This is a genomic window from Thermomonospora cellulosilytica (genome assembly GCF_014138835.1).
GTDB lineage: Bacteria > Actinomycetota > Actinomycetes > Streptosporangiales > Streptosporangiaceae > Thermomonospora > Thermomonospora amylolytica.
Map to the genome: position 1 here is coordinate 6,946,084 of NZ_JACJII010000001.1, position 15,487 is coordinate 6,961,570.

At 72.6% G+C, this 15,487-nt stretch carries 16 protein-coding genes; 5 read left to right on the forward strand and 11 right to left on the reverse strand.

Annotated features, from left to right (window positions below):
* Positions 1-7: 7 nt before the first annotated feature.
* Positions 8-310, reverse strand: a complete 303-nt coding sequence (locus tag HNR21_RS32715) for a DUF3817 domain-containing protein (RefSeq protein ID WP_312881484.1) — start codon at positions 308-310, stop codon at positions 8-10.
* A gap of 111 nt (positions 311-421) precedes the next feature.
* On the opposite strand from HNR21_RS32715, the gene HNR21_RS32720 reads away from it, so the two are divergent.
* Positions 422-1,132, forward strand: a complete 711-nt coding sequence (locus tag HNR21_RS32720) for a DUF4230 domain-containing protein (RefSeq protein ID WP_119728886.1) — start codon at positions 422-424, stop codon at positions 1,130-1,132.
* 130 nt (positions 1,133-1,262) lie between these two features.
* On the opposite strand, the gene HNR21_RS32725 is transcribed toward HNR21_RS32720, so the two are convergent.
* Positions 1,263-1,670, reverse strand: a complete 408-nt coding sequence (locus HNR21_RS32725; protein ID WP_182708161.1) for an Imm10 family immunity protein — start codon at positions 1,668-1,670, stop codon at positions 1,263-1,265.
* 8 nt (positions 1,671-1,678) lie between these two features.
* Positions 1,679-2,869, reverse strand: a complete 1,191-nt coding sequence (gene mmgA / locus HNR21_RS32730) for an acetyl-CoA C-acetyltransferase (RefSeq protein WP_182708162.1) — start codon at positions 2,867-2,869, stop codon at positions 1,679-1,681.
* Between the two features lie 169 nt (positions 2,870-3,038).
* Between mmgA and mce the strand changes: the two genes are divergently transcribed.
* On the forward strand, positions 3,039-3,479 hold the full coding sequence (gene mce / locus HNR21_RS32735; RefSeq protein ID WP_182708163.1) for a methylmalonyl-CoA epimerase: 441 nt from the start codon (positions 3,039-3,041) through the stop codon (positions 3,477-3,479).
* A 111-nt stretch (positions 3,480-3,590) separates the two neighbouring features.
* Here the strand turns inward: mce and HNR21_RS32740 are convergent, their stop codons facing one another.
* A complete protein-coding gene (locus HNR21_RS32740; RefSeq protein WP_182708164.1) occupies positions 3,591-4,412 on the reverse strand; it encodes an OmpA family protein in 822 nt (273 codons plus the stop codon).
* A gap of 814 nt (positions 4,413-5,226) precedes the next feature.
* Between HNR21_RS32740 and HNR21_RS32745 the strand changes: the two genes are divergently transcribed.
* Both HNR21_RS32745 and HNR21_RS35725 read left to right on the forward strand, forming a co-directional pair.
* On the forward strand, positions 5,227-6,525 hold the full coding sequence (locus tag HNR21_RS32745) for a DivIVA domain-containing protein (protein WP_119728881.1): 1,299 nt from the start codon (positions 5,227-5,229) through the stop codon (positions 6,523-6,525).
* A gap of 130 nt (positions 6,526-6,655) precedes the next feature.
* Entirely contained in the window at positions 6,656-8,389 is a 1,734-nt protein-coding gene (locus tag HNR21_RS35725) for an AI-2E family transporter (protein WP_182708165.1), read from the forward strand.
* A 184-nt stretch (positions 8,390-8,573) separates the two neighbouring features.
* Here HNR21_RS35725 and HNR21_RS32755 read toward each other — a convergent pair whose 3' ends face one another.
* The 5 genes from HNR21_RS32755 to HNR21_RS35730 all read right to left on the reverse strand — a co-directional run bounded on the left by HNR21_RS32755 (position 8,574) and on the right by HNR21_RS35730 (position 13,096).
* The gene (locus tag HNR21_RS32755; protein WP_182708166.1) at positions 8,574-9,365 is read right to left on the reverse strand and encodes an alpha/beta fold hydrolase; all 792 of its coding nucleotides are present in this window, start codon (positions 9,363-9,365) and stop codon (positions 8,574-8,576) included.
* A gap of 262 nt (positions 9,366-9,627) precedes the next feature.
* A complete protein-coding gene (locus HNR21_RS32760; RefSeq protein ID WP_182708167.1) occupies positions 9,628-10,344 on the reverse strand; it encodes an alpha/beta hydrolase in 717 nt (238 codons plus the stop codon).
* A 175-nt stretch (positions 10,345-10,519) separates the two neighbouring features.
* The gene (locus HNR21_RS32765; protein WP_119728877.1) at positions 10,520-10,840 is read right to left on the reverse strand and encodes an Rv1322 family protein; all 321 of its coding nucleotides are present in this window, start codon (positions 10,838-10,840) and stop codon (positions 10,520-10,522) included.
* Positions 10,841-10,954: 114 nt separating this feature from the next.
* Positions 10,955-11,275: a hypothetical protein gene (locus HNR21_RS32770; protein WP_182708168.1), complete on the reverse strand. Its 321-nt coding sequence runs from the start codon at positions 11,273-11,275 to the stop codon at positions 10,955-10,957.
* A gap of 144 nt (positions 11,276-11,419) precedes the next feature.
* A complete protein-coding gene (locus tag HNR21_RS35730) occupies positions 11,420-13,096 on the reverse strand; it encodes a 3-hydroxyacyl-CoA dehydrogenase family protein (protein WP_182708169.1) in 1,677 nt (558 codons plus the stop codon).
* 56 nt (positions 13,097-13,152) lie between these two features.
* Between HNR21_RS35730 and HNR21_RS32780 the strand changes: the two genes are divergently transcribed.
* Positions 13,153-14,163, forward strand: coding sequence for an LLM class flavin-dependent oxidoreductase (locus HNR21_RS32780; protein ID WP_182708170.1), 1,011 nt, complete (start codon positions 13,153-13,155; stop codon positions 14,161-14,163).
* 76 nt (positions 14,164-14,239) lie between these two features.
* Here the strand turns inward: HNR21_RS32780 and HNR21_RS32785 are convergent, their stop codons facing one another.
* Both HNR21_RS32785 and HNR21_RS32790 read right to left on the reverse strand, forming a co-directional pair.
* Entirely contained in the window at positions 14,240-14,626 is a 387-nt protein-coding gene (locus HNR21_RS32785) for an SCO5389 family protein (protein ID WP_119728873.1), read from the reverse strand.
* 370 nt (positions 14,627-14,996) lie between these two features.
* Positions 14,997-15,485, reverse strand: coding sequence for a GNAT family N-acetyltransferase (locus HNR21_RS32790; protein WP_182708171.1), 489 nt, complete (start codon positions 15,483-15,485; stop codon positions 14,997-14,999).
* Positions 15,486-15,487 lie beyond the last annotated feature (2 nt).

A 15,487-nucleotide genomic window follows, 5' to 3' on the forward strand; every position in this document is an offset into this window, starting at 1 on the left:
ACGGGGGCTAGACCTCCTGCGCCGCGGGCCTGCCGCCCTCCACGGGACGCAGCCACCTGCGTTCCACGAAGTAGGGGGCGACCGGCAGCACGGCGGCGATCAGCCCGAGCACCATGCGGCCGTTGGTCCAGCGGGTCTGCGGGCGGGCCAGGAACGCCAGCCCGACGTACGCCAGGAACAGCACCCCGTGGATCGGGCCCAGCACCGTCACGCCCAGCTCGAACTCGTGGGTCCGCTTGACCACCGAGGAGACCAGCAGGAGCAGGAACGACGTCGCCTCCAGCAGCGAGACGACACGGAAGACGCGCACGATGTCCACGGAACCCGGCTTTCTGCGGCGACAGGAGATTGCAGCCACCAGGTTATGGGCACCCTCGGCCACCCCCGTTCACCGGTGCCCCTGCGGGGTACTGCCTGTGCCATGACACGCTCGCAAACGGACGGCAATGAGCGGGTCGAGCCCGGGTCGAAGACGGCGGAGGCCACGGCCCCCCGGCGGAGCGGGCTGCGCACCGCCCTGGTGGCGGTCGTCGCGGCCGTCGCGGTGGTCCTCGCGCTGGGCCGCCTGGACCTGATGCCGGACTGGCTCAACCCCTTCGGCGTCGAGACCAAGGACCGCACCGGACCGGCGGTGCTCAAGTCGATCCGCGACCTGTCCCGCTACGAGGCCGCCAGCGGCAACTTCCAGGTCATCGTGGACCTGGAGAAGGACGCCAGGTTCCTGCCCAGCGCGGTGCGCGGCAAGCGGACCCTGTTCATCGGCACCGGCTCGGTGGACGCCTACGTGGACTTCTCCAGGCTCTCGTCGGGCGCGGTCACGGTGAACGAGGACCGCACCGCCGCCACGATCCGGCTGCCGCGCGCCCAGCTGGAGCCGGCCAACCTCGACCCCAAGCGCAGCTACGTGTTCGCCACCCAGCGCGGGCTGCTGGACCGGGTGGGGGACGTGTTCAGCGGCAACCCGAACGACCAGCAGCAGCTCTACGTGCTGGCCGCGCAGCGCATCCAGCAGGCCGCCGCCGAGAGCGGCCTGCGCGAGCGCGCCGACCAGAACACCAAGCTGATGCTGGAGAGCCTGCTGAAGTCCCTCGGCTTCACCACCGTCACGGTGACCATCACCGACACCCAGTGAGCCCGCCGGGCGGGCGGCGCACGAGCCTCCCCGAGCGGTGCCGCCGCGCCGGCACGTCAGGCGGATGCCGAGGCCGCGACCGGGCGGGCGGACGGCGAGGTCGCCGTCCGCCCGCCCGGGGCGCGGGTCGTCAGCCGATCGGCAGGGGCGACAGTGCCCGGGCCAGCCCGGCCCGCAGCGCCGCGGAGTCGACGGTCCGCGGGTCGTAGGTGATGGCGAAGTGCTCGGGCACCTCGAGGGCGCGCGCCGCCTCCGGGGTCAGCCCGATCAGCACGCCGCCCGGGTTTACCCGCACGTCGGTCACGCCCTGGTAGTGGCAGCGCTGGCCGGGGTCGAGGACCAGGCACGGGCCGGTGAGCGTCTCCGGCCCGTCCTCGACCTCCTCTTCCTCGTCCCGCTGGATCTGCAGGCACAGGCCCTCCGGCGGCGCGGTCTCCGCCGACACCCCGAACGCCACCACGTAGATCTCGTCGTCGTCGCCCTCGGGCGGCACGTGGACCTCTTCGGCGTGGAAGAGGACCTCGACCGGGGTCACCACCGGCGGTCTCAGCTCCTGGGGACGCGGATGATCAGGGCGTCGCCCTGGCCGCCGCCGCCGCACAGGGCGGCCGCGCCGACCCCGCCGCCGCGCCGCCTGAGCTCGTGCGCCAGGTGCAGCACGATGCGGGCGCCGGACATGCCGATCGGGTGGCCCAGCGAGATCGCGCCGCCGTTGACGTTGACCTTCTCGGCGTCGACGCCCAGGTCGCGCATGGACTGCACGGCGACCGCGGCGAACGCCTCGTTGATCTCGATCAGGTCCAGGTCGTCCACGCCGATGCCCTCCTTGGACAGGGCGTGCCTGATGGCGTTGGACGGCTGGGACTGCAGCGAGTTGTCCGGGCCGGCCACGTTGCCGTGCGCGCCGATCTCGGCCAGCGGGGTCAGCCCCAGCTCGGCCGCCTTGGCCGCCGACATGACCACCACGGCGCAGGCGCCGTCGGAGATCTGCGAGGCGGATCCGGCGGTGATGGTGCCGTCCTTGGTGAAGGACGGGCGCAGCCGGCCCAGGGTCTCCACCGTGGTGTCGGCGCGCACGCCCTCGTCGGTGGTGAACAGCACCGGCTCGCCCTTGCGCTGCGGCACCGGCACCGGGACGATCTCGTCGTCGAAGATCCCGTTCTTGATCGCCGCGGCGGCGCGCTGGTGCGAACGGGCGGCGAACTCGTCCTGCTCGGCGCGGGTCAGCCCCAGCCTGGCGTTGTGCCGCTCGGTGGACTCGCCCATCGAGCAGCCGTCGAAGACGTCGGTCAGGCCGTCGTAGGCCATGTGGTCGAGCACCTCGATCGACCCGTACTTGTAGCCCTGGCGGGACTTGGGCAGCAGGTGCGGGGCGTTGGTCATCGACTCCATGCCGCCGGCCACCACGATGTCGAACTCGCCGGCCCGGATCAGCTGGTCGGCCAGCGCGATGGCGTCCAGTCCGGACAGGCAGACCTTGTTGACGGTGATCGACGGGACGTTCATCGGGATGCCCGCCTTGACCGCCGCCTGGCGGGACGGGATCTGCCCGGCGCCGGCCTGCAGCACCTGTCCCATGATCACGTACTGCACCTGGTCGCCGGTGATGCCGGCGCGCTCCAGGGCGGCCTTGATGGCGATGCCGCCGAGTTCCGGAGCGGAGAAGTCCTTCAGCGAGCCTGACAGCCGGCCGATCGGGGTACGGGCTCCGGCGACGATCACCGAGTTCACGGGCATGACTGGGGGCCTCCAACAATGTCGGGCTGCGACGTTTGTCACGATACCCAGGACGAACCGAACCGGATCCGGCCGCCCCGGCCGGAACGCCGGCCGCCCGGCCGATGTTCCCGCCGCCCGGGACGGCCGCCCGGCCGCCGCGCCGGCCGCCAGACGAGAGGACCCGTCCATGCTGACCCGGATCGACCACATCGGGATCGCCTGCCGCGACCTGGACGCCACCGTGGAGTTCTACCGCCGGACGTACGGGTTCACCGACGTCCACACCGAGGTCAACGAGGAGCAGGGCGTCCGGGAGGCGATGCTCAAGATCAACGACGCCGGTGACGGCGGGGCCACCTACCTGCAGCTGCTGGAGCCGATCCGGGACGACTCGCCGATCGCCAAGTTCCTGGCCAAGAACGGCGAGGGCGTGCACCACATCGCGTTCGGCACCGACGGCGACGTGCAGGAGGAGGCCGACGGCATCGCCGCCAAGGGCGTGCGGGTGCTGTACGACCGGCCCCGGCGCGGCTCGATGGGCTCGCGGATCACGTTCCTGCACCCCAAGGACTGCGGCGGGGTGCTGACCGAGCTGGTCCAGGCCGCCGCCAAGCCCGCCGAGCACTGAGTCTCGGGACCGCCCCCGGCATCGCCGCATCGGCACGGGGACGGTGGCCGGAGACCGGGCGGGACGGGATGCGCCGTCCCGCCCGGGGGCGTCGGGGTCCGGGCTCCGGCGTCACCTCACCGGCAGGTTGTCCAGGACGCCGAACGCCGGAACGTAGAACGACAGCCGGTCGGTCTTCTGGCTGGGGCGGGGGAACAGCGCCCAGCCGTACTTGACGGCGCCGACGTGCTCGCCCTCCTCCCAGTCCCGCAGCGGGCGGCCCTGGCCGGTGATCGCCACGCCCAGGACCTCGCCGTGGGCCTTGTCGATCAGTTCGGCCCCGTAGCCGTCGTCGTTGTGGACGTCGCCGTTGAACAGGGAGGCGTAGTACAGGTTGCTGCTGCCCGGGGTCTGGTTGACCAGCCGCACCCGGTAGCCGGCCTGCACGAACGGCCCCACGGCGCGCAGCTCCACCACGTCCAGCCGCACCGTCCAGGTGTTGTTGATGGTGCGCTGGGTGGAGGCGATGGGGGTGGGCTCGCCCGGCAGCGGCCGCAGCCCGGGGTTGGGGGCGGGCTCGGTGACCGGCACGCCGATGTGGCGGGGGTCGGGCTGCGCGGGCCGGTCGGACGCCTCGCCGTACAGGACCGACACCCGGCGGTTGCGCCGGCGCGCCTCGGGGGTGGTGCCCTTGTCGCGCGGCTGGGTCTCGCCCTTGCCCTCGGCGACCAGCGTGATGCCGGTGTTGACCAGTTGCGGCTGCATGGCCTGGACGACGGAGTCGGCGCGCTGCCTGGACAGCGTCATGTTGGCGTCGGGCTCGCCCACGTCGTCGGTGTGGCCGACCACCTCGACCTCGCCGGTGACGCCGGCCGCCTTGAGCTTGCCGACGACCTCGGCCAGGTACTTCTCGGCCGCCGGGGTCAGGTCCGCGCTGCCGGTCTTGAACAGCACGTCGGCCTGGAGGGTGAACGACCGCCGCCCGCTCTCGGTGGTCTCCTCGATCGGCGTGTAGGGCTTGCGGTTCTGCTGGACGGTGCCCGGGTTGGGGCGCCCGCGTCGGGGCTGAGGTACGTGCCCCCGAAGGTCTGCCTGGGCGGTTTCTCGCAGCTGGTCTTGGCGCGCGGCGTGACGGCATATACCAGCCGCGCCACCTTTCCGTAGCGCCGCAGCGAGAGAATGTCAACGTAGACGTCACGGCCGTGGTAGGGCTGCACGGCCTTGGCGACGGCGCCCTTGACGTGGTTGTCGGTCCCGATCTCCGCCTTGGGGACCTGGGTCGGCGGGGGTCCGTCGCCGCCGTCGAAGAGGGAGCAGCCGGTCGCCAGGAGCCCCGCCAGCACGACGCATGGGGGATGCCTCCGAGGGGTTGGAATGCGTGCACAGAGCCTGTGGAAGCCCGATCGCCGGCACCCCGGCGATCACCGGCTCGAGATGCCCGGCGGGCCGATTCCGATCGATGACCTGATTGTGACGTGATCGAAATCACATGTTGCGGAGCGTGGTTGTGAACGGTCACAGTGTGGCGGTTCGGACCGGTGTGCGTTCTTTGCCCCCTGCTCCCGGGCACTCCCGGAACGGTCCCGCCGATCTGACAAATCGGACATTCCACGCAGCGCGTTCAGATGAGCCCCCAACACGGCACCAGCGGGAGTACGCTGCCTTTCGCCGGAAGAGGTCTGGGGCCGCCCGTAGGCCGAACCGCACGTCCAGGCGATCAACCGGCCCCAGGACCCCGTAGCCCCGTCACAGCCCAGGATTGAGCCACATGCAGTCCGACATCGACGCCCAGCTCAGCAACTTCTTCGAAGACACGTCCTCCCCACGCGAGTTCGACGTGGTGCTCCGCGGCTACGACCGGCACCAAGTCGACCAGCACATCGAGAAGCTCCAGAACGAGGTCCGCCAGGCCCGGGAGCAGAACCAGGCGCTGCAGCGCGAGCTGTCCGACGCGCACCGCCAGCTCCAGGAGCAGGAACGGCCCACCTACTCCGGCCTCGGCGCCCGCATCGAGCAGCTGCTGCGGCTGGCCGAGGAGCAGGCCACCGAGCTGGTCCAGGCCGCCCGATCCGAGGCCAACGAGATCAAGGCCGCCGCCAAGGTGGACGCCGCCGAGCTGCGCGCCACCGCCGAGAACGAGGCCGCCGAGCTGCGCGCCGCCGCCCAGCGCGAGGGCGAGGACATGCGCCAGGCCGCCGAGCGGGAGGCCGAGGAGGTGCGCACCTCGGCCCGCCGCGAGGCCGACGAGCTGACCTCCACGACCGAGCGCGAGGTCGCCAAGCTGCGCGCCACCGCCGACCACGAGGTCGCCGAGAAGCGCGCCGCCGCCGAGCGGGAGATCGCCAAGCTCCGCACCACCACCGAGCGCGAGGTCGCCCAGCTGCGCGCCTCCACCAAGCGCGAGCGCGACGAGATCCTCACCACCGCCAAGCGGCAGGCCGACGAGATGCGCGCCCAGGCCCAGCGCATCCTGGAGGAGAGCGAGGCGCAGCGGGCCCAGGCCGAGGCCGAGTTCGAGATCCAGCTGGCTGCCCGCCGCGAGGAGGCCGACCGGCAGGACGCCGAGCGGCACGCCGCCGCCCAGGCCGCCACCCAGAAGCTGGTCGCCGAGGCCGAGCAGCGCGCCGCCTCCGCGGAGCAGCGCGCGGCCAAGGCCACCCAGCAGGCCGAGCAGACCCGGCGCGAGGCCGACCAGCACGCCAAGCAGCTGATGGCCAACGCCCGCAAGAACTCCGACCAGATCATCGCCGAGGCCAAGGCCCAGGCCGAGCAGCTGCTGGCGGAGACCAAGGCCGAGGCCGAGCGGATCCGCACCGCCGCCCAGCGCCAGGTCGACGAGCTCACCCGCCAGCGCGACAGCATCACCAGCCACCTCAACCAGCTGCGCCAGCTGCTGGGCGGCGGCGGCATGATGCCGCCGGCCGTCGAGGAGGCCCCCGCCCCGCAGGAGAAGGCCATCTCGGCCCCGGCCCCCGAGCCCAAGCCCGCGGCCAAGCAGCCCGCCGCCGCCAAGGCGAGCGCGGCCAAGGCCCAGCAGGACGACGACGAGGACTGGTGGCAGGAGTGACCCACCGGCCCTGAGCCGCCGCACCGCACGATGAGAGGCCTGGAGGGGTACGCCCCTCTAGGCTTCTCGTCGTCTAAGGCCGACAATCGCACCCGCCGCCCAGATCGCACCACCGCACCAAGGAGAAGGCGTGCCCGACGACACCTCCCGCAACGATCCCAAGGCCACGCCCTCTCCCGCCCCCCACGTCCCCGCCCCCACGCCCCCCGGCGACGACGCGCCCTCCGGCGAGCACGGCGACACCGGCGGCCGGCCCACCCCGGCCGGAGCGACCGACTCCCCACCGGACCACGGCGCGCCGGACACCAGGCACCTCCCGGCAGGCAGCGACACCGCCGACGATGCGAACGACGCGACGCCCAAGACAGGCGGCGCACCCGGCGATGGTGCGGTCTCAGGGCGGGCAGGCACCGCCGAGGAGGCGGACGAGGTCGGGACGGGTGAGGCGGCCCCCGGGGTCACCGACGCCGGGGCCGGCGGCGCATCGTCAGGTCAGGCGGGCGCCGTGGACGATACGGACGCGGCCGGGGCCGGCGGGGCGGCATCGGAGCGTGAGCCGGGGGGCGCGGGGGGCATGCCGAGCGGGTCCGCGCCGCATGAGACCTCGCGGCTGGAGGACGTGGACGGGATCACGGCCGCGGGCGGACACGACGATGGGCCGATCACGGCGCACACCGACGCGACGACGGGGAAGGGGGCGGTGCCCCGCGTTCCCGACCATGTGCGGGAACTGGAGGGAGAGCAGGACCTGACGCCGGATCCGCTGGTGGATCTGGAGCAGCGCAAACGCGAGGCGGGGGCGGACAAGCTGGCGCCGTTCGGGCGGCCGGGGCAGCCGCTGGGGAAGGCGCACCCGTTCGTGTTCGGGTTCGTGGCGGCGCTCGGCGTGATCACGGCGTGGATGCTGGTGCAGGCGATCCTCGACGCCCGGAACGTGATCGTGCTGATCGTGGTGTCGATGTTCCTGGCGATCGGGCTGAACCCGGCGGTGGAACGCCTCCAGCGGGCCCGGCTGCCGCGCAGCGGGGCGGTCGCGGTGGTGTTCCTGGGGCTGGTGCTCGGCTTCGTGGGGGTGGGCTTCGCGGTCATCCCGCCGCTCACCGAGCAGGTCACCAGATTCATCGACCACCTGCCCGCCTACATCGAGCAGCTCGGGGAGAACGAGCGCATCCAGGAGCTCGACCGCGAGTACCAGTTGCTGCGCAAGGCGCAGGACGCCGTCACCGACCCCAACTTCGGCCAGACCGCCATCGGCGGGGTGGTGGGGTTCGGCCGGGCGGTGGCGGGCGGGCTGTTCAACACGCTCACGGTGCTGATCCTGACCCTGTACTTCCTCAGCTCGCTGCCCACCATCAAGACGTTCTTCTACCGGCTGGTCCCCCGTTCCCGCCGCGCCCGGGTCGCCCTGCTCGGCGACGAGATCCTGCTGCGCATCGGCGGGTACGTGGCGGGCAGTGCGACCGTGGCGCTGATCGCGGCCACCGCCGCGTACGTCTTCCTGTCGATCATGGAGGTGCCGTTCGCGCTGCCGCTGGCGCTGTTCGTCGGGCTGACCGCCCTCATCCCGCTGGTCGGCGCCACCATCGGCGCGGTCCTGGCCTGCACGGTGGCGTTCTTCGACGGGCTGTGGACCGGCATCATCTGCGTGATCTTCTTCGTCGTCTACCAGCAGATCGAGAACTACCTGATCCACCCGCGCGTCATGAAGCGCGCGGTCGACGTCCAGCCCGCCGTCACCATCATCGCCGCCCTCATCGGCGGCGCCCTCCTCGGCATCGTGGGCGCCCTCCTGGCCATCCCCACCGCCGCCGCCCTCGCCCTGATCGTCCGTGAGGTCGTCATCCCCCGCCAGAACACCCTCTAGCTCGTGTCCGGCGATCCTCGGACGGGCCGCCTGCGGGCCTTCCGGGGGGAGCTGAGCGGCGAACGCGAGCCGCATATGGCCGCTGAGAGCGCGGCGGCCGTCCCTCCCCGGTACGGCCGTCGTGATCTGTCAGACGTGCTCTGGGGCCTGTCCGGTGGATCTCGGCGGCCCGAACGCGGCGAGGTCAGGTGGTGGTGCGGGAGAGGGCTGTGGCGAACTCGGTGACGGTCTGGTTGAACAGGTCGGGTTGTTCGACCGGGGGGAGGTGACCGGCGCGGGGGATGGTCTGGAGCTCGGCGTTGGGGAGGGCGTCGGCCATGGCCCGGGCGTCGGCCTCGGTGGACAGGCCGTCCTCCTCCCCGCGCAGGACCAGGGCCGGTGCCCGTACGCCGCGGAGGGTGTCGAACGAGTCGCCGCGCGCGGCCATGGCCCGTTGCGCCCAGGCCGCCGCGCGCGCCGGGGCGGCCTGGACGAGGCCGCGCACCCGGCCGTGGACGAGCGCGCGCTGCCGCATGGTGGTGGGACCGAGGAGGAACGGGAGCACCTCCTCCAGCAGCACACGGGTGTCGCCGTCGCGTTCGAGCCGTTCGGCCTGGCGCAGGCGGGTCCGCCGGGCCTGCTCGGGGTCGGCGCTCGCCTTGGTGTCGGCCAGGACCAGCCCCAGCAGGCGCTCGGGATGCCGGCGGCACAGGGCCATCGCGACGTACCCGCCCATCGACACGCCGCAGACCACCGCGCGGTCGATGCCCTTGCGGCGCAGCAGCGCCGCCACGTCGTCGGCCATGAGGTCGACGGAGGGCTCGTCCTCGCCGAGCACCGAGCCGCCGAAGCCGCGCAGGTCGGGGGTGATCACGCGGAACCTGCGGCCGAGGTCCTCGCGCTGCGCCAGCCACATCGCCGACGACAGTGGGAACGCGTGCAACAGCACCAGCGGGGTTCCCGCGCCGACGTCCCTGGCATAGAGCTGCACGATCATGGGGACTCCCCGGCACGGCAAACCCACTGGTTCATATCGGCGCGAGTCCTCCCCGGTCGGTGTCCGCGGCAATCCCCGCCCCTCGGGACGGTTAGCCAATCGTCACCCGAATCCCGCGGACCCCCAAGAACCTGACCACCACCGGCCGTCCCGAGGCACCGCCCGCCGCCATGTCGCACCGGCCGGCGATGTGCTCACACCGACGTCGGCACCGCGCTCACGAACGTGGGCGACGGCGCATCCGTGCGAACGGCGGCGGCCGTCAGCCGGTGGGCCAGTGTTCGGGGAGGGGGTGCGCGCCGGGGGCGACCCGGCGGACGATCTCGTTCAGCACGATGCGGACGTACGGTTCGCCCACCCACAGATGCTTGGCGCCGTCCACACCGACGACCTCGGCCTGCGGGATGCGCTTGAACCGTTCGCGCGCCTCCGGGGGGCGCAGATAGTCGTCGTGTTCGGGAACGAGCGCGACCACCGGGCGGCCGTCGGCGGCCCAGGCGTCGAGATCGGCGTCGGTGGCCCGGTGGAGCGGGGGGCTCAGCAGGATCAGGCCCTCGACGAGCGGGTCCCGGCCCCACTTGAGGGCCAGTTCGGTGCCGAACGACCAGCCGAGCAGCCACGGATGCGGCAGATCGTGGTACTCGGCGTACTCCAGCGCGGCGGCCACGTCGTACCGCTCGGTCTCCCCCTCGCCGAACTCGCCCTGGCTGCGTCCGCGTTCGGACTCGGTGCCCCGCGTGTTGAAGCGGAGCACGGCCAGGCCGGCCAGCGCGGGCAGCCGGTACGAGGCCTTGCGGAGCACGTGGCTGTCCATCATGCCGCCGTGGGTGGGCAGCGGATGCAGGCACACCAGCGTCGCCACCGGCGGGCGGTCCACCGGCACGGCCAGTTCGCCGACCAGTTCCAGCCCGTCGGCGGTGTGCAGCGTGATGTCCGTACGCGTCGCGGGCAGCACCGTGCTCGCCCTGATCTCCCCCATCACCCTCCCTCGATGAACTCGAATCCCACCGTAACGCCCGTATTCCGGACGTCCATCGATCGACCGTGCGAGGCCCCGGCGCCCGCTCGCGCGCACGGCGTCGTCCCGCTTCCGGGTCGACCGCGGACGGCGGTCGGAGCCGCCGCCGCTCTCAGAGCGCGCTTCGCGACACGGCCTAGTAGCGGGGACCGTTGCGGGACCTTTGGATCTTGGGTCCGCGGTGGAGGCGGGAGCGCCAGCACGGCGTGTGCCAGTGCCGGCGGTCGTCGGTCCCGCCCCGGTCCGCGGGCCAGGCCACCACGTGCCCGACGCCCGGCGCGATCTCGTGATCGCACCCCGGACACCGGTACGTCTTGACGGCGTTCGCCGGAGCGATCGTCCGGACGATCCATTCGCCGTCCGGCCCCTCCTCCCGGCCCTCGAACCCGAAGAACGAAACGGCGCCGGACGATCGGCGGGCGTCCTCGGAACGCCGCCTGTTCTTGCGGGGGCTCATGGCGTTCAGCCTAAAGCCGCCCGGTCGGCGCCCGGCTCACCCCTCCCAGGTGAGGGTCAGGGGCGAGGTACCGGTCGAGGCGACCGGCGAGCCGCGCTCCTCCCCCAGGCGGGGTCAGGGAGAGCGGTTGCGGCGGAGGGCGGTGAGGTGGCGGTCGAGGCGTTGCATCCGGGCCGGGGCGGGGGTCCAGCCTCGGTCCATGAGGGTGGTGGCCAGGGCGGTGAGGAACGTTCCGGGGATCTCGGGCGGCGCCGGTCCCGGCGGGACGGCCAGCTCGATGGGCCAGGTCGTCTCGTCGGCGCCGCGCGGCAGCACGTCGACGCCCCACAGCCAGGCCGCGGTGCGCTCGGCGATCACCGCGTGGGCGGGCAGGACGCGCGCCAGATCCAGGACTCGCGCGGTCAGCGGTGTGTCGGGGAGAGCGGGAGGAGCCATGCGCCCAGGGTGCGCGCTCGTCCGCCCCGTTCACAGTGGAACGGCGTTCTGTGGACAACCGTCCGGCGCGTGCGCGTTCCGGCCCGGAGCACGGCTCGGCCGGGCCGGCGGAAACCGACCGGCCCGGCCGAGCGGCGCGTGCGGTCAGGAACGGAACGAGCGGCCCGCGGTGCGGTACTCCTCCAGGAGAGGGGCCGGGGCCAGGGCGGATTCACGGCTCTCGGTGTAGAGGGCGCGCAGGACGGCCACGGCGCGGTCCAGGCCCAAGCGGTCCAGGTCGGCGATCGGGCCCGTGGGGTAGCCGCAGCCGAGCATCATGGCGGCGTCGATGGAGTCGGCGTCGGCGTACCCGGCCTCCAGCATCCGGACGGCGTCGTTCAGGTACGGGAAGCGCAGCGCGTCCACGATGAACCCGGCCCGATCGCGGCACCGCACGGTGGTCAGGCCGAGCCTGGCGGCCAGGGCGACGGCGCGTTCCACGGTCTGGGGGGCGGTGGCGACGGTGGAGACCACCTCGACCAGGGCGCCCTCCGTCTCGGGGAAGTGCAGCCCCACCACGTCGGCGGGCCGGTCGGTGGCCATGGCCAGTTCGATGACGGGAACGGTGGAGGTGGTGGTGGCCAGCACCGCGCCGGACCGGGCCACGTCGTCCAGGGCCGCCAGGACGGAGCGCTTCATGGACACGTCCTCGGCCACCGCCTCGATGACCAGGTCGCAGTCGGCGAGGCTGCCCAGCTCCGAGCCGCCGGTGACGCGGGCCAGCTCGTCGGCGCCGAGCGAGCCCTCCAGAACGGCGTGGGCCGACTCGGTCTTGTTCTCCGTACCGGCCACATAGCGAACCTGGGACCCCGCACGGGCACAGCAGGCGACGATCGCCATGGCGAGCGGACCGGAGCCCACCACGCCCACCAACGGCTGCGGCACCTCCGCCGAAGGCTCAGGGGCCGCCTCTTCCGTGGCGGAGTCGTACGGGTAGAAGCCCCGCCCCGTCTTACGCCCCAGCAGCCCCGCGGTGACCAGCTCACGCAGTACGGGGGCGGGTGCGTGGCGGCGGTCCCGCGACTCGCGGTAGATGGCCTCCAGCACCTCCAGGCAGGTGTCCAGCCCGATCAGGTCCATGAGGGTGAACGGCCCCATCGGCAGGCCCGCCCCCACCTTCATGGCGGTGTCGATGTCCGCCAGGGTGGCGTGACCCGACTCGTACATGGCGGCGGCCTGGTTCAGGTACCCGAACAACAGGCGGTTGGCCACGAACCCCGCGCGGTCCCCCACGGTCACCGGGGTCTTGCCCAGGGAGCGCACCAGGTCCGCCACCCGGGCGATGGCGGCGGGCTCGGTGAGGACGGTCCCGATGACCTCCACCAGCTTCATCACCGGCGCGGGGTTGAAGAAGTGCACCCCGACGATCTGGGAGGGGCGCGCGGTGGAGGTGGCGATCTCGGTGACCGACAGGGACGAGGTGTTGGTGGCGAGCACCGCGTCCTTGCGGCAGACCTGGTCCAGTTCGGCGAAGACCCGCCGCTTGAGGTCCAGCCGTTCCGGCACGGCCTCGATGACCAGGTCGCAGTCGGCGAGGTCGGCGAACGCCGTGGACAGGGTGATGCGGTCGAGGATCTCCCGCTGTTCGGCCTCGGTGAGCTTGCCGCGCTTGACGGCACGGCCGGTGGACCGGTCGAGATGGCCGCGTCCCCGCTCCAACGCCTCGTCGTTGATCTCGATGCCGACGACGGCCAGGCCTCCCCGGGCGAGCACCTCGGCGATGCCCGCGCCCATGGTGCCCAGGCCGACGACTCCCACCTTGCTGAACGAACCACCACTCATGCTCGGCAGTCTCCCAGAGCGCCCGCCGGGGCCGGTCTTCGGGTAGGTGTACGAGGGTGCGCTTCGGAGCCTTCCTGTTGGCCACCCGTTTCCCCGGTCAGTCCGACGACGACGCCCTCGCGCGTACGGTCGAGGCCGCCGTCGCGGCGGAACGGGCGGGGTTCGACGAGGTGTGGGTGGCAGAGCACCACTTCATGTCGTACGGGGTGTGCCCGTCGGCGGCCACTCTCGCCGGTTTCCTGCTGGGGGCGACTTCCCGCGTGCATGTGGGCACGGCCGTGAGCGTGCTGTCCACCCAGCACCCGGTGGCCCTGGGCGAGCAGGCGGCGATGTTGGCGGCGGTGTCCGGGGGCCGTTTCAGGCTGGGCGTGGGGCGTGGCGGGCCGTGGCGGGACCTGGAGGTGTTCGGCACGGGGCTGGACCGCTACGAGCGTGGGTTCGCCGAGTCGCTGGACCTGCTGCTGACCTGGCTGGGGTCGGAACGGGTGGGCTGGTCGGGAGAGCACTTCGCGTTCCGTGAGGTGCCGGTGGTGCCGCGTACCGCCCACCCCGTTCCGGTGGCCGTCGCCTGTACGTCACCGGCCACGGAGGCGCTGGCGGCGGATCGAGGGCTGCCCATGCTGCTCGGCATGCACGTCGGCGACGAGGACAAGGCCGGGGCGGTCGCGCGTTACGGCCGGCCCGCGCCGCACATCTCCACGGCCCTCGCCCAGGTCGCCGATGCACGGGAGGCCGCCGTACGCCTGGTGACGGAGGAGATGCCGCGTTGGCTCGGCCCGGGTCTGGACGGCTACGTCCCGGTGGACGACCGGCCACGACAGCGGCGCGACCCGTACGCCTATGCGCGCGAGCTGTGCGACCTGCATCCGGTGGGGACGCCCGACGACTGTGTGGACGCGATCCTCACCACGGTGGAGCGCACCGGAATCCGCCACGTCCTGTTGATGGTGGAGGCCGCGGGCTCCCGTGCGGCCACCCTGGAGAACATCGCCCGTCTCGGTGAGCAGGTCCTCCCCCGGGTCCGGGCGGCCGTTGCGGACGACACGGCGTCGGTGGAGCCCGCCTGACCGGCCGGCGGCCACCGGCGAGGCGGCCGCCGACCCGGGAACGGCGCTCCGGAAATGGCCGGCGCGTGACGGCGGATCAGCAGTCGCGCAGTTCCGGCGACTGGTTGAGAATTTGCTCGCGGGCGGTGATGAAGCGCCGGTACGCCGCGGTCTCGCCGCTGGGGAACACGGCCACCCGATGGCAATTCTGGAACGCCAGTTTCATGCCGAAGTACCGTTCCAGGGCGCCGCGCATCGCGTCGCTGGCCAGCACCCGCAGCAACTGGCCGCGGGCCTGCTCGTCGGGCGGCGGCACCTGGTTGTCGGCGAAGTCCCCGCCGTCCACCTGGTACCGCGCGACCAGGCCGCTGATCGTCTCCCAGGCGTACGGCAGCGAGGTGCGGATGCAGTCCACGAACGCCGCGTCGTCGATCTCTCCGTGCTGCGCCTTCTCGAGCAATTCGGGGGACACGTCGAGGGACATGGGTTTCCCTTCCGTAGGCGAGATGAGCACACCAGGCGATGAGCCCGCAACCCTCGTGACGCTAACCAGCGGGCCCCGCGAATTCCAGCCTTGACAGCACCGGCGATCGGCGGTCCGCGCCCATCGGGAATGCCGGCCGCTCCGGTCATGCTCCCCTCTCGAATCGGCACCGCGGAGATCCGCCGTACGACGGAACCGGCGCATCCGCACCCGGTCCCCTGTCGGATCACCCGGCCGGCGCTCCCCGGCGCGCATGGAGGGACGGCGGTGACCCACATCGGGCTGAACAGCACGGCCACGTTGCCGCCACCCGCCGGTTACAGCCATGTGGCGAGCGTGGCACCCGGCAGCGGTCAGGACAGGCGCCGCCTCAGTCGTGGAGGGAACGGCCCATGAGGATGTCGTCGACGTAGCGGCCCGCCAGGTAGAACTCGCCCCGGAGGACGCCCTCGACGGTGAAGCCCGCGCGTTCGTACAGACGCCGGGCGCGCGGGTTGGTGGACAGGACGCGCAGGGTGATGCGGCTGGCGCCTTCTTGACGGGCGCGTTGGCAGGCGGCGTCGACCAGGAGGCGGCCCAGTCCGCGGCCCTGTTCGGAGGGGTCGACGGCCAGGCCCTGGATCTGGCGCACGTGGGCGTTGCACGGCAGCGGGGTGGGCCGGACCAGGCGGACGTAGCCCACGACGCGGCCGTCGCGTTCGGCGACCAGGTAGTGCTCGGGCGCGTGGACCTCGTCGAAGAGCACGGTCTCCGGACCGGGCCGGGGTATCACCGCGTTGTCCGGTGACCAGGTGCGCAGGTCGAGGTCGGCGATCGCCGCCTCGTCGGCCATGGCGGCCCGGCGGATCCGGACGTTCATGA